The sequence below is a fragment of the Halorhodospira halophila SL1 genome (genome assembly GCF_000015585.1).
Lineage (GTDB): Bacteria > Pseudomonadota > Gammaproteobacteria > Nitrococcales > Halorhodospiraceae > Halorhodospira > Halorhodospira halophila.
Map to the genome: position 1 here is coordinate 584,920 of NC_008789.1, position 12,353 is coordinate 597,272.

The 12,353-nt window shown below is 67.9% G+C and carries 16 protein-coding genes; 4 read left to right on the top strand and 12 right to left on the bottom strand.

Annotated elements, in window-relative coordinates:
• Positions 1–13 precede the first annotated feature (13 nt).
• The 11 genes from flgJ to HHAL_RS02655 all read right to left on the bottom strand — a co-directional run bounded on the left by flgJ (position 14) and on the right by HHAL_RS02655 (position 9,601).
• A complete protein-coding gene (gene flgJ, locus HHAL_RS02605; RefSeq protein WP_011813322.1) occupies positions 14–1,000 on the bottom strand; it encodes a flagellar assembly peptidoglycan hydrolase FlgJ in 987 nt (328 codons plus the stop codon).
• 10 nt (positions 1,001–1,010) lie between these two features.
• Positions 1,011–2,120 carry a flagellar basal body P-ring protein FlgI gene (locus HHAL_RS02610; RefSeq protein WP_041595324.1) on the bottom strand — a complete coding sequence of 370 codons (1,110 nt, stop codon included), beginning with the start codon at positions 2,118–2,120 and terminating at the stop codon, positions 1,011–1,013.
• A gap of 56 nt (positions 2,121–2,176) precedes the next feature.
• Entirely contained in the window at positions 2,177–2,863 is a 687-nt protein-coding gene (locus tag HHAL_RS02615; protein ID WP_011813324.1) for a flagellar basal body L-ring protein FlgH, read from the bottom strand.
• Between the two features lie 10 nt (positions 2,864–2,873).
• Complete coding sequence (gene flgG, locus HHAL_RS02620; protein ID WP_011813325.1) at positions 2,874–3,659, bottom strand: flagellar basal-body rod protein FlgG; 786 nt, start codon at positions 3,657–3,659, stop codon at positions 2,874–2,876.
• 53 nt (positions 3,660–3,712) lie between these two features.
• The gene (gene flgF, locus HHAL_RS02625; protein ID WP_011813326.1) at positions 3,713–4,453 is read right to left on the bottom strand and encodes a flagellar basal-body rod protein FlgF; all 741 of its coding nucleotides are present in this window, start codon (positions 4,451–4,453) and stop codon (positions 3,713–3,715) included.
• A 46-nt stretch (positions 4,454–4,499) separates the two neighbouring features.
• A complete protein-coding gene (gene flgE, locus HHAL_RS02630; RefSeq protein ID WP_011813327.1) occupies positions 4,500–5,756 on the bottom strand; it encodes a flagellar hook protein FlgE in 1,257 nt (418 codons plus the stop codon).
• A 36-nt stretch (positions 5,757–5,792) separates the two neighbouring features.
• Positions 5,793–6,674, bottom strand: a complete 882-nt coding sequence (locus HHAL_RS02635) for a flagellar hook assembly protein FlgD (RefSeq protein ID WP_011813328.1) — start codon at positions 6,672–6,674, stop codon at positions 5,793–5,795.
• Positions 6,675–6,691: 17 nt separating this feature from the next.
• Positions 6,692–7,261, bottom strand: coding sequence for a flagellar basal body rod protein FlgC (gene flgC, locus HHAL_RS02640; protein ID WP_011813329.1), 570 nt, complete (start codon positions 7,259–7,261; stop codon positions 6,692–6,694).
• A 6-nt stretch (positions 7,262–7,267) separates the two neighbouring features.
• Entirely contained in the window at positions 7,268–7,675 is a 408-nt protein-coding gene (gene flgB / locus HHAL_RS02645) for a flagellar basal body rod protein FlgB (protein WP_011813330.1), read from the bottom strand.
• Between the two features lie 144 nt (positions 7,676–7,819).
• Positions 7,820–8,647, bottom strand: a complete 828-nt coding sequence (locus tag HHAL_RS02650; protein WP_011813331.1) for a CheR family methyltransferase — start codon at positions 8,645–8,647, stop codon at positions 7,820–7,822.
• 18 nt (positions 8,648–8,665) lie between these two features.
• A complete protein-coding gene (locus HHAL_RS02655; protein WP_011813332.1) occupies positions 8,666–9,601 on the bottom strand; it encodes a chemotaxis protein CheV in 936 nt (311 codons plus the stop codon).
• A gap of 163 nt (positions 9,602–9,764) precedes the next feature.
• Here HHAL_RS02655 and flgA point away from each other — a divergent pair, with 163 nt between their 5' ends.
• The 4 genes from flgA (at position 9,765) to HHAL_RS02675 (ending at position 11,994) form a co-directional block, all read left to right on the top strand.
• The gene (flgA, locus tag HHAL_RS02660) at positions 9,765–10,532 is read left to right on the top strand and encodes a flagellar basal body P-ring formation chaperone FlgA (RefSeq protein WP_049751403.1); all 768 of its coding nucleotides are present in this window, start codon (positions 9,765–9,767) and stop codon (positions 10,530–10,532) included.
• Between the two features lie 164 nt (positions 10,533–10,696).
• Positions 10,697–11,008 (top strand): flagellar biosynthesis anti-sigma factor FlgM, encoded by a 312-nt coding sequence (gene flgM, locus HHAL_RS02665; protein ID WP_011813334.1) that lies wholly within the window; start codon positions 10,697–10,699, stop codon positions 11,006–11,008.
• Entirely contained in the window at positions 11,008–11,535 is a 528-nt protein-coding gene (locus HHAL_RS02670) for a flagella synthesis protein FlgN (RefSeq protein WP_011813335.1), read from the top strand. Before flgM ends, HHAL_RS02670 begins: the two co-directional genes overlap by 1 nt.
• A gap of 60 nt (positions 11,536–11,595) precedes the next feature.
• The gene (locus tag HHAL_RS02675) at positions 11,596–11,994 is read left to right on the top strand and encodes a hypothetical protein (protein WP_011813336.1); all 399 of its coding nucleotides are present in this window, start codon (positions 11,596–11,598) and stop codon (positions 11,992–11,994) included.
• Here HHAL_RS02675 and rplS read toward each other — a convergent pair.
• Complete coding sequence (rplS, locus tag HHAL_RS02680) at positions 11,987–12,340, bottom strand: 50S ribosomal protein L19 (protein WP_011813337.1); 354 nt, start codon at positions 12,338–12,340, stop codon at positions 11,987–11,989. The genes HHAL_RS02675 and rplS overlap by 8 nt on opposite strands.
• Positions 12,341–12,353: the final 13 nt, after the last annotated feature.

Sequence of the window (12,353 nt, forward strand, 5' to 3'; positions counted from 1 at the left end):
CACCCTGCCCTATCTAGCCTTTCGGCACGGAATCGGAAATCTTGAGGGTCTCGCCTCCAATCCGCACCCCGTGACTGTCGTCGCCGAGCTCCATGATCCGCTGCAGCTTCTCGGCGTACTGCGGATCGGTGGCGTACCCGGCCCGCTGCAGGGCCTCGACATACTGCCCGGCGTCCTCGCCAACCTCCAGCGCCTCGCGATAGCGCGGGTTGCGCTCGAGGAAGTCGGCGTAGTCGGCGAAGCTGTCCGCCACCGACTCGTAGGCGCGGAAGTCGGCCATCTCGCGCTGGGGGATGCCGTTGCGGTACTCGAGGGTGGGCACCCGTACGGCATCGCCCTGCCAATCCGCCGAGTGGGCCTTGATGTTAAACAGGTTGTTGGAGCTGCGCCCGTCGCTGTCGGCCACCATGTGCTGCCCCCAGCCGGTCTCCAGGGCTGCCTGGGCCACCAGGGCCACCGCCGGCACCCCCAGGCGCTCGGCGGTCTCCTTGGCCGCCGGGGTGATCTCCTCGACGAAGGCCTGCGGGCTCGACCAGCCGGCCCCCTTGCCGCCGAGACCGCCACCACGGCCCGTCTCGTCCCCCTCTTCGGCGGCCGCTGCCCGCTCTTCGTCGTCGGGCTGGACGGGCACCGCCGAGTGGCGGTAGTCGGCGACATCCCGGGGCAGCCCCTGGGTGCGGTCGGTCTCGAAGCCGGCGTTCTCGCGCAGCTGCTCCTCGATCATCGGGGCCAGGCCCATGCCCCCGCCCTCGCGGGACATCTGCACCGCCATCTGCCGATCGAACAGATCGCGGTAGGTCTCCTCGGCGTTGCCGCCGAAGATCTCGTCGCCCGGGGTCGCCTGGCGCATCTGGCCGAGCATCATCTCGACGAAGACCGCCTCGAACTGCCGCGCCACCTCGGCGAGGTCCTCCTCGCTGGGGTTGCGCGTCATCGAGCGAAGCTGCTGCAGCCCCTGGGGTTCAAGGGCGTTACCAAGGGCGCCGCCGGCGTTGTGCATGGTGCCCCTCCTAGATGATGGTCAGCTCGGCGCGCAGGGCGCCGGCACGCTTGAGGGCCTCGAGGATAGCCACCAGGTCGCCGGGGGCCGCCCCCACGGCGTTGATCGCGTCGACGATCTCGTCGAGATCGGCGCCGGCCTGGAAGACGAAGGCCGGGTTCTCGCCCTCCAGCCCCTCGTCCATCTCCTCGTCGGGGACCATCAGGGGCTCGTCCAGGCCGAAGGGGTCTTCGGCGATCTGCTCGGGGCCGCCGGCGCCGATGGCCACGGTCATGTTGCCGTGACTGACCGCCGCCGGGCGTACCCGGACGTTGGAGCCCATGACGATGGTCCCGGTACGGGCGTTGACGATCACCTCCGCCGGCGCCTCGCCCGGCTCGACACGCAGCTCTTCCAGAAAGGAGATGAAGCTCACCCGCTGATCCGAGTCCTGCGGGGCGCGCACGCGAACCGACCCGGCATCCTCGGCCCGCGCGGTGCGCGGCCCCAGGTTGTGGTTGATCACCTCGGCGGTCCGGCGGGCGGTGGTGAAATCGGGCTCGTGGAGGTTGAGCACCACCTCGTCCCGATCCTGGAAGCCGGTATCGATGCGGCGCTCGACCATGGCGCCGTTGGGGATCGAGCCGCCGAGCTGGTTGTCCACGGGGATCTCGGTATCCTCGGCCCCGAAGCCGCCGATCACCACACGCCCCTGGGCGACGGCGTAGACCTCGCCGTCGGCGGCGCGCAGCGGCGTCATCAGCAGCTCGCCGCCTTGCAGGCTGTCGGCGTCGCCCAGGGACGAGACGCTGACGTCGATTTGCTGCCCGGGGCGGGTAAACGCCGGCAGCTCCGCCGTGATCATCACCGCCGCGGTGTTATCGGCATCGGGGTCCACGTCGTGGGGGATGTTGACCCCCTGGCTGGCGAGCATCGAGCGCACACTCTGCTCGGTGAAGGGGGTGTCGTCACCGGTGCCATCCAGCCCCACCACCAGGCCGTAGCCGACCAACTGGTTGCTGCGCACACCGCCCACCGAGGCGATATCCTTGATGCGCTCGGCGGCGGAGACACTCGCCGCGAGCAGCACCAGGACCACCCCCACGGCCCCCTGAAGCCAGCGTGTATCGATTCTGCGCATGCCCATAGCCTCGCGTCCTCCCGTGCGCGCCGCTTTGAGGCGGCCGCGACGATCAGTCAGTAGCGCCTCATCAGGAAACGCGTCAGCCACCCTGGCTGCGCCGAGTCACTGAGCGCCTCCTCGCCGGTGTAGCCGACCTGCATGTTCGCCACCCGATTGGACGAGACCTCGTTGTTCGCCCCCACATCGTCAGTCCGCACGATCCCGGAGATCCGCAACGTCTCCTGACCCTGGCTCACCCGCACGTTCTTCTCGCCGCGTATGACCAAATGGCCATTGGGGGTGGTGTCCACCACCACGGCATTGATGGTCCCGGTGAGATTGGTCTCTTGGTCCGCGCTGCCACCGCCCTCGAAACTCGCCTCACCCTCCTGTTCGAAGGCGAAGGGGCGGCCGAAGATCTCCAGGTCCTCGCCGCCGATCTGCGGCGCGGGCATGTCCGCCTCCTGCTGGCGCGCCATCTCCGAATTGATCGAGCGATCACCGGCGATCTCTTCCTCGATGACCACCGTGATCAGATCACCAGTGCGTCGCGCGCTGCGGTCCTCGAAGAGGCGCATGCTGCGCTCCTCGTCGAAGACCGAGCCGGTGCGCTCGTCCGGGTCGTCGGGGACATCGACCCGCGGCGCCGTGATCGGCGACGGCTCCGGCGCCTCTTGCGGCAACGGCGTACACGCCGCCGCTGCCACCCCGGCCACCAGGGCCGCGGCGCAACCGCGTATCAGCCGAGGCCGTGCGCCCATCTCGGTCCCCTTAGACGTTCTGGTTGAGGAACTGCAGCATCTCGTCGGTGGTCGAGATGGCCCGGGTGTTGGTCTCAAAGCCGCGCTGGTTCTCGATCATGTTCACCAGCTCTTCGGCGATGTTCACGTTGGAGGTCTCCAGGGCCCCCTGCATGACATTGCCCAGCGCCCCTTCCCCGGGGGCGCCGACCTCGGGAGCACCGCTCGCAGCGGTCTCGAGGAACATGTTCTCGCCCACCGGCTCCAGCCCGGAGGGGTTGATGAAGTCGGCCAGCTCGATCTGACCGATCTCTTCGGGCTCCTCGTCGCCGGGGATCTTGGCGCTGACCGTGCCGTCGCTGCCGATGCTGATGGTCTCGGCCTCTTCGGGGACCTGGATGCCCGGCTCGAGCAGGTAGCCACCGGAGGTGACGATCTCGCCATTCTCGTTGAGCTGCAGGGCGCCGTCCCGGGTGTAGCCCACCTGGCCGTCGGGGCGAAGGACCTGCAGGAAGCCCTTGCCCTCGATGGCCACGTCGAGGCTGCGCTCGGTCTGCTGCACATTGCCCTGGGAGTGGATCTTCTCGGTGCCCATGACCCGCGAGCCGGTGCCGAGCATCAGCCCCGAGGGCAGCAGGTTGTCCTGGCTGGCGCGGGAGCCGGGCTGCCGGACGGTCTGGTAGAACAGATCCTCGAAGTTGGCCCGGTCCTTCTTGAAGCCGTTGGTGTTGACGTTGGCCAGGTTGTTCGACGTCACCTGCATGCTCTTCTGCTGGGCGTCGAGTCCGGTCTTGGCTACCCAGAGCGCGGGATCCATGGCGTCACCTCATTGTTGTTCGGTTATCGCGGTGCCGGACGGAGCGTGCCGCCTCAGCCCGGGTGGTTGAGGAGCTGGGCGCTGGTCTGCTCGTTCTCCTCGGCCGCGGTGAGCATCTTGATGTGGGTCTCGAACTGCCGCGCATGGTCGATCATGTTCACCAGCGACTCGGCCATGTTCACGTTGCTGCCCTCCAGCGCGCCGCCGCGGACCCTCACCTGGGCGTCGTCGGCGGCCGGCTCGCCCTCGGCGTGGCGGATCAGTCCATCCTCGCCCTTGACCAGCTGCGTCGGGTCCGGATTGACCAGGCGCAGCCGGTCAAGCTCGATGGGCGCCCCGGCGCCACCCTGGGGGGTGGCCGTGATCACCCCGTCGTCGGCGATGTCCACCTTGGTATCCGGCGGGATGGAGATCGGCCCCGCCTCCCCCATGACCATGTGGCCATCGCCGGTGGTCAGCAGCCCCTCGGGGGTAGTCTGGAAGTCGCCGCGCCGCGTGTACGCCTCGTCCCCGTCCGGGGCCTGGACCACGAACCAGCCCTCATCCTGGATGGCCACGTCGAGATCGCGCCCGGTGGTCTCGATCGGCCCCGGGTTGAAGTCGGTCCCGGCCCGCAGCTCCTCGGCGTAGGCGCGCGTCGCGAAGCCGGGCCCGTAGACCGGCGCCTGGTAGAAGCTGTCCAGATCGGCACGGAACCCGGGGGTGCTGGCGTTGGCCAGGTTCTGGTTGTTGTGATGCTGCGCCTCCAGGGAGTGCTTCGCCCCGGTCATGGCCACATACAGTTGACGATCCATACGCCCTGCCCCGTTCTACCCCGCATCAGCGGGAGGAAGACCCGCCTTAGCGGATGTTGAGGATCTCCTGGGTCACCTGGTCCTGGGTGCTGACCATCTGCGCATTGGCGGAGAAGTTGCGCTGCGCGGTGATCATGTTCACCAGCTGATCGGAGACCTCCACGTTGGACTGCTCCAGGGCGCCATTCTCCACCCGACCGAACTGCCCCTGGCCGGGGACACCGATCAGCGGATCGCCGGCGTCGCGGGTGGCCTGCCAGGAGGTCTCACCGACGGACTGGAGCTTCTCCTCCGACGGGAAGCTGGTCAGCGCCACCTGACCCACGGCCTGGGCCTCGCCGTTGCTGTAACGGGCCAGGATGGTGCCGTCGCCCTCGACGTTGATGTTCTCGAACTCCCCGGCGGCGTAGCCGTCCTGGGAGACGTTGGTGACGTTGAACGGCCGGGCGAACTGGGTCATCTCACCGAAGTCGATGTCGAGGTCCAGGTCGTCCACCTCGGCGAGCAGCGGGACATCCTCGAGGCTGGCGATCCGCCCTTCGTCATCGCCCTCGGCATCGACCAGGGACCCGGAGGTATCAAAGGAGAGCCGGTGCGGGCCGAAGTAGTCGCCCTCGGTATCGGCCTGCTCGTAGTCCACCCCGTCGACCTGGGTGTAGACGTCCCACTCGTTATTGCCGACCTTGCGGAAGTAGAAGGTCGCATCCCGGGCCGATCCCTGGGAGTCGTAGAGCGTGGTCGTTGTGGACTCAGTGAAGGTCTCGTTGTCGTCCGGATCGAAGGCCACCCCCTCGTCGATCACGTCGGCGTCCGCGCTGAGATTGGCCGCAATCTCGACGTTCTCGCTAGCCCGGGCCGGAATGCCGTCGGTGGGTAGCTGGAGCTGGTCGCGACCATCGCCGATGCGACTGCCGTCCTCGTCGGTCTGGAAACCGGTCAGGCGCTTACCGGTGTTGTTGACGATGTAGCCGTCACGGTCCACCTCGAACTGACCGGCCCGGGTGTAGCTCACCTCGCCATCGTCCTCCATGCGGAAGAAGCCGCGCCCCTCGATGCCCAGGTCGAGACTGCGCTCCGTGAAGTCGAAGGACCCCTGGCTGAACATCTGGCCGACATTGGCCAGCCGCGAGCCCTGTCCGACAGCCAGCTGCGGGATACCCATCGGCCCCATGGCGAAGAGGTCATTGAACTCGGCCCGGGACTCCTTGAAGCCCGTCGTACCGGCGTTGGCCAGGTTGTTACTGGTGGTCTCCAGATCCTTGGAGGCGGAGTTGATCCCGGTAAGCGAGATGTTGAATGACATGGCTAATCTCCTCGATCCCCGCTGCTCTTGTTCGTCTTATCGGATGCGCTTGACGTCGGACAGCGACATCTCGCCCAGACCGGCCACGCTCAGCTCCGGCGGCCGGCCATCCATCCCCACCGAGACGCTGGTCACTGGCGCACCGACGAGGGTAGGCACCGGCTCGCGCTCATCACCGTCTTCGACGTAGGCGTTGACCTGGTACGTCCCCTGCGGCAGGCGCTGACCGTCGTTATTGGTCCCATCCCAGGCGAAGGGGTGCTCGCCCTCTTCCATCTCGCCGAGCTGCTCGCGATGGACCCGCTCTCCGGCCGCGTTCTCAATCTCCACGGTGAGGTTCGGCGCCGAGCGCTCGAGTTGCAGCAGCGCCTCCATCTCGCCGTCCTCGGGCAGGTAGGCCTGGCGGCTCTCAGTCACCACCTCGCGACCAACCAGCTGCGAGGCACGCAGGGACTGATCCGAGCGCATGTGCTCGAAGAATTCCCGGAAGTCCGACTGCAGCTGCTCGATCCCCGAGGCCGTCGTGAATTGGGCGATCTGCCCCATCATCTGCTCGGTGTCCTGGGGATCGGTCGGGTCCTGGTTCTGGAGCTGGACCATCATCAGCTCGAGGAAGTCCTCGTGCCCGATGCTCTGCGGATCCCCCTCGTCCTTGTCCTCGGGGATGCTGCGCAGATCCTCGGGTAATGCCTCGTAGCCGGACTTGGCGGCAGACTCGGCCCGGTCGCCGCCCGACAACCCGCCCGAGAGACCGCTGCCAACGGGCTTCTCGGCCGCCTTCTGGGCCGCCTGGACGCCTTCCGCGGGCCCGCCACCCCCCTGTTTGCCTGCCGCGCCGCTGTCACCGGCGCTCGGCGGTTTGGGGGCCTTCTGGCCGCCACCGGCGGCCCCGCCCATCAGTTGACTCGGATCGAGCATCGTCGCTCCTCCCGGTATCAGCGGCCGAGCCGCAGGGTCTCGAGCATGAGATCCCGCGAGGTATTCATGACTTCGACGTTGTTCTGGAACGACCGCGAGGCCGAGATCATGTTGGTCATCTCCTCGACGGTATTGACGTTGGAGCGGTAGACGTAGCCGTCGTCATCCGCCTGGGGATGGTGCGGTTGGTAGAGCGGCTCGATCTCGGCATCGCTCTCCACCACCCCCGGCATGAACACCGGCACGCTGGGCGACGGACTGGCGTAAGGGTCGCCGGCCGACGGCACACCGGCGGGCTCGCCGCCAAAGAACTGACGCTGGAAGCTCACCGGGCTGATCCGGTCCACGGGGCCACCGGACTCGGCCCAGGTCGGCGTATGCGCCGGCTGCGGACCGCCCCCCTGGGGATAGCCGCCCTGGGCCTGATGCAGGGCCGCAGCGAACACCGGCTGCCGGGCGCGGTACGCCTCCTCGGGGCTGGAAGCCACGGTCTCGGCGTTGGCGAGGTTGCTGGCCACGGTATTGAGCCGCAGCTGCTGGGCGTTCATCCCGGTCCCGGCGACGTCGATGGCGTTCATCAAGGACATATCGGATTACTCCCCTCGGATCGCGCCGGTGAGCTTCTGGATCCGGCCGTTGAGAAAGTCCACGGCGGCCTGGTAGTTCACCGCGTTCTCGGCAAACTTGGCCTGCTCGACGTGCATCTCGACGGTGTTGCCGTCGAGGGAGGCGGCGTGGGGCTCCCGGTATAAAGATTTCGGATCACCCGCCGCCATGGAGGATGAAGGCGGCGGCTGAACGTGCTGCGGGCTCGTCGCCTGAAGCGGTTGGGGCTGGGGCTCGCTGGCCTGGCGCATGGCCTCGCGAAAGTCCATGTCCCGCGCCTTGTAGCCGGGCGTGTCCGCATTGGCGATGTTGGAGGCGAGCAGCTCGTTGCGCTCGCCGCGCAGTCGCATGGCCTGCTCGGGTACCGAGAAGGCCTGATCGAAGCCGATCCGCATGGTGGCGGGCTCCCGTGTTGTTCGTCCACGGGATTTCTATGCAGTTCGCGTGCCAGACGCACGGGGGTTACAGATCAACGACTAAGGCGGAACACGGCGGCAATAGGCGGCACACCTTTGCCGCCCGGCGGCAGGATGCCTCCGTCAGCCGCGCCGCCGGTAGATCACCCCGCCGTCGAGACGGACGAGTTCGAACTCATCGGAGTGACGGGCGAGGGACTCTGAGGCACCGACAATCAGATACCCGCCAGGTCGCGTCACCCCGGCGATCCGCTGGACGATATCCCGCCGCGACTCCCACCCAAAGTAGATCAGCACGTTACGGCAGTAAACGATATCGAAACGCCCCAGGCCGGCGTAGCTCTCCAGCAGGTTATGGACGCGGAAACTGGTCCGCCGACGGACGGCCGGTTTGACCTCCCAGGCGTTCTCCCCCACGGCATCGAAGAACCGCTTTTGACGCTCGGGCGCCAGCCCCCGGCGCGCCACATTGGCGGTATACCGCCCACGGCGGGCTTCCTCAACCATGCCGGCGGAGATGTCGGTCCCGACAATCTCCGCCTCCATGCGGCCACCACCATCGTTGTACTCGTCCACGGTCATGCTGATTGAATAAGCCTCCTGGCCCGACGAGCAGGCGGCGGACCAGATGCGCACCGGCCAGACGCGGCGGCGCTCCATCTCGGGGAGCAGGTGTTTGCGCAGCACGTCAAAGGGGAAGCTGTCGCGGAACCACTGGGTCTCGTTGGTGGTCATCGCCTCGATCACCCGGCCCTTGAGATCCGCCGTGGGCCGCTGCTCCAGGCGCTGGACCAGGGTGGCCAGATCCGGGATGCCTTCGGCCTCAAGCAGCGGCCCGAGCCGGCTGGCGACCAAGTACTGCTTGCTCGGGCCAAGCACGATGCCGCAGGCGCGCTCCAGAAACCGCGCAAACGCCTGGTACTCCTCCTCACCGATGGAAAGCGCGGCCAAACCGTCCTCCTTTCATGCTCACCCACCTCGCTCGGCCAGCCGGGCGCCGACCCGCTCGGCCAGCTCCTGGGAGTGGAACTTGGCCAGGAACTCGTCGGCTCCCACCCGGCGCACCATCTCGGTGTTGAACACACCGCTGAGCGAGGAGTGGAGCAAGACGTGAACCCCGGAAAGCCCCGGATCCTGCCGGATGGAGCGCGTCAGGGTATAGCCGTCGAGCACCGGCATCTCGATATCGGAGACCACCATCAGCAGATCGCGGAGCCCCGAGGGGTCCTGGTCCTTCCAGGCGCGCAGCTGCTCCAGCGCTTCGCGCCCGTTGTTCTTGGTGACTACGCGCACGCCGATCTCCTCGAGGGTGCGTTTGATCTGCCCCCGAGCCACCGCCGAGTCGTCCACCACCAGGACCTTGTAAGCCTCAGACCCCTCGGCACGATCCACACCGCCGCCCTCGGTGACCTCGGGATCGGCGCCGCCGGCGCGCTGGACCTCGGCCAGGACCTTCTCGACGTCGACGATCTGGATCATTTGTCCATCGTAGCGCGCCACGGCGGTCAGGTAGCTGCCGGCGCTGCCGCCACTCGGCGGCGGAAGGACATCCTGCCAGTTGATGTTGACGATCCGGTCCACACCGCCGACCAGGAACCCCTGGACCTGACGGTTGTACTCGGTGACGATGATGTAGTTGCCCTCTTCCTTGGTGACGGGACCGTTACCAGTGGCGTAGCTAAGGTCCAGAACCGAGAGCGTGTGGCCGCGGATGTAGGCGATGCCGCAGGAGGCCGGATGGGCGTGGGGCACGTAGCTCAGCTCCGGCGCGGGAATGACCTCGCGGACCTTGAACACGTTGATCCCGTAGCGCTGCCGCCCCTCGAAGCGGAAGAGCAGCAACTCCATGCGGTTATGGCCGGCCAGCTGGGTCCGCTGGTCGACGGAGCTCATGATTCCGGCCATCACTGACAGCTCCTTACTCGGCGTGCGCCTCGGGGGAGGACCCCCCGTCCACTCGCGCCATGTTAATCCGGCAGCCGGATGAGGGAAAGCCGGCACCGCTGCGGCATGCCCTTTGCATTCTTGTGCGGGGACCGCGAATCGAATGGAGGTTGCACCCGAGACGATGAACCAACCCGCCGGCACCGCCCACGCCCGCCGTCCCCGGGGCGGCGTGCCACCGTCGCCCGGCTGGCGCCTCGGCGTCGTATTGTTGGCGCTGTCGCTGTGGACGCCGGCGGCGACAGTGGAGGCCAACACCCAGTCGCCGGATGCGATCCGCGAGGCGGCGGAGTCGTTCCTGCGGGAGGAACTGATCGGGGAGTACGACGAGGTGGCGGTCGAAGCGCGCGGGGTGGACCAGCGACTGAATCTGCGCGCCTGTGACGAGGGCGACCTGGAGGCGTTTATCCCTCGCGGCCGCAGCCCCCAGCAGACGAGCACCGTCGGCGTGAGCTGCGGCGGCGAGGCACCGTGGACGGTCTACGTGCGCATGGAGACCACCCTGAAGACCGAGATGGTAGTGGCCACGCGCAACCTGCGGCGGGGGCAGCGGGTGTCGGCGGGGGATCTGCGCACCGCCACGCGGGATGCACGGCGGATCCGCGGCGAGTTCTACCGCGACCCGGCGCCACTCATCGGCCAGGCGGTGCGGCGTAGTTTGCGCGAGGGGGCGGCGATCACCGGCAACCATGTTCAGCCCCCGCGCCTGGTCGAGCGCAACGATCGGGTGACCATCACGGCCGGCAACGGCGGCGCCATTCAGATCAGCAGCCGAGGTCGCGCGCTAGAGCACGGGCAGGAGGGCGAGCGGATCCGGGTGGAGAACCTGGACTCCGGACGGGAGATCCAGGCACGCGTGGTCGGCGAGGGGCAGGTCCGGGTCGGCGATTAGACCGCATACGCAAGGAGTTGCTGTTGGCGACGTCCTGGGCCAAAGTGTCGGCAGCGAGGACTCAAGTTCCTGCCTGGCCCGCCGATAGAAACGGATAGCACGGGTCCATGCACGCCAGGGATCGGTGGTGCAGCCCGCACAGGAAAGGTTTTGAGGAGAGCCCGATGTCCAATCCGATTGAAGGAGGGGGTCCACGCCCCGTCGGACCCGCTACTGCGCAACCGGGCAAGGGGCAGAAGAGCGGCGGCGCTGATGAGGCGCCGAACGCCCCGAGCAAGGGCGCCGCTGGCGGCGCCGACGAGGCAGCGACCTCGGAACGACTGCAGACGGTCCGCGAGCGCATCGACCAGACCCCGGAAGTCGACCGGGACCGGGTCGAGGCCATCAAGGAACGGATCGCCAACGGCGACTACCCGGTCGACGCCGAGAAGGTCGCCAAGAAGTTCGCTGAGCTTGAGGCCCTGGTCGAGTCGTGATGACCCCGGCGGAGCATGACCGCAGTGGTCATCCACCCCGCCAGCCCCTGGATACGGAGCTGGCGCAGAGGTTGGCTGTGCGTGTCGAACGCTGCCAGGTGCGGGCTGGCGAGCTCGCCGAGACTCTTGAGCTCGAGGCCCGGAGACTGATCGACCGGGAACTCGACGGCTTCGATGAGATACTGCGTCACAAGGCCGCGCAGGTGGAGGCACTGGAAGAGGCCGAGCAGCAACTGCGCCGCGTCCTCACCGAGGCCGGTTACCCGGCAGGAACCGCCGGCGTGCGGGCGATGCTCCGCACGGCGCCCGAGTCGCTCCGCACCGCCTGGGGCGAGCTGGAGCAGCTGCTGCGAACCATCCAGGCCCGCAACGAGGCCAACGGCCGCCTCATCCACCGCAACCTCGACCACACCCGACGCCTGCTCGACCTCGCCACCGGGGCCCACCAGCGCACCGACGAGCTCACCTACGGGACCCACGGCGGCTACACCACCAGCGATCGCTCCCGGCGCATCACCCAGGCCTGAGCGACCCTTCCCTCCGCCGCCCACGTGCTATCTTGATGGGATGGAACGAGGGAGGCAGCCATGACCGAAATCGACCCCGCCACAGCCAGCCACGAGGCGTCACGCCCGCACCACGCCGAGCGGGGCGCCGAGCAACGTCGCGAAGAGGCCCTACGGGCGGAGCGGGACGGGACCGTTGGGGGGACTGCGGAACGGATCCAGGACGAACAGCGCGTGGGCGGGAGCCGCGATCGGGACCCCACGTCGATGCGTGTCGACGATCGGGTGGCGGTCACCGCCTCGCAGCCGGAATCGGCCACCGGGGAGGTACCGCGTGATCGGGAGGAGGCACGCGCCCTGGCCGAGGAGACCCGGGAGCGCATCCTGGACAATCCGGAGCGGGCGGCCGAGTCCGTGCGCGACACCGCCCACGAACCCGCCGCCAGCCGGATGAGCCGGGCGATCGACGCCCTTAGTTGATCTTCTCTTTGATGCGCGCCGCCTTGCCGCTGAGCTCGCGCAGGTGGTAGAGCTTGGCCTGGCGCACGTCGCCGCGACGCTTGACCTTGATGCTCTCGATCTGCGGGCTGTAGGTCTGAAAGACGCGCTCCACACCCTCGCCGTGGGACGTCTTGCGCAGGGTGAACGAGGAGTTCAGGCCTCGCTTGCGCTTGGCGATGACCACGCCCTCGAAGGGCTGGACGCGCTCGCGACCGCCCTCACGCACCCACACCTGCACCAGCACGGTGTCGCCCGGGGCGAACTCCGGCACCGTGTGCTTGCACGTCTCGATCTGCTCGCGCTCCAGTTCGTCGATGACGTTCATGACGATTCCCCTC

Coding starts and splice junctions, on each gene's coding strand:
- flgJ (WP_011813322.1), bottom strand. CDS start 1,000: ATGCACAACGCCGGCGGCGCCCTTGGTAACGCCCTTGAACCCCAGGGG.
- HHAL_RS02610 (WP_041595324.1), bottom strand. CDS start 2,120: ATGCGCAGAATCGATACACGCTGGCTTCAGGGGGCCGTGGGGGTGGTC.
- HHAL_RS02615 (WP_011813324.1), bottom strand. CDS start 2,863: ATGGGCGCACGGCCTCGGCTGATACGCGGTTGCGCCGCGGCCCTGGTG.
- flgG (WP_011813325.1), bottom strand. CDS start 3,659: ATGGATCCCGCGCTCTGGGTAGCCAAGACCGGACTCGACGCCCAGCAG.
- flgF (WP_011813326.1), bottom strand. CDS start 4,453: ATGGATCGTCAACTGTATGTGGCCATGACCGGGGCGAAGCACTCCCTG.
- flgE (WP_011813327.1), bottom strand. CDS start 5,756: ATGTCATTCAACATCTCGCTTACCGGGATCAACTCCGCCTCCAAGGAT.
- HHAL_RS02635 (WP_011813328.1), bottom strand. CDS start 6,674: ATGCTCGATCCGAGTCAACTGATGGGCGGGGCCGCCGGTGGCGGCCAG.
- flgC (WP_011813329.1), bottom strand. CDS start 7,261: ATGTCCTTGATGAACGCCATCGACGTCGCCGGGACCGGGATGAACGCC.
- flgB (WP_011813330.1), bottom strand. CDS start 7,675: ATGCGGATCGGCTTCGATCAGGCCTTCTCGGTACCCGAGCAGGCCATG.
- HHAL_RS02655 (WP_011813332.1), bottom strand. CDS start 9,601: ATGGCCGGAATCATGAGCTCCGTCGACCAGCGGACCCAGCTGGCCGGC.
- flgA (WP_049751403.1), top strand. CDS start 9,765: ATGAACCAACCCGCCGGCACCGCCCACGCCCGCCGTCCCCGGGGCGGC.
- flgM (WP_011813334.1), top strand. CDS start 10,697: ATGTCCAATCCGATTGAAGGAGGGGGTCCACGCCCCGTCGGACCCGCT.
- HHAL_RS02670 (WP_011813335.1), top strand. CDS start 11,008: ATGACCCCGGCGGAGCATGACCGCAGTGGTCATCCACCCCGCCAGCCC.
- HHAL_RS02675 (WP_011813336.1), top strand. CDS start 11,596: ATGACCGAAATCGACCCCGCCACAGCCAGCCACGAGGCGTCACGCCCG.
- rplS (WP_011813337.1), bottom strand. CDS start 12,340: ATGAACGTCATCGACGAACTGGAGCGCGAGCAGATCGAGACGTGCAAG.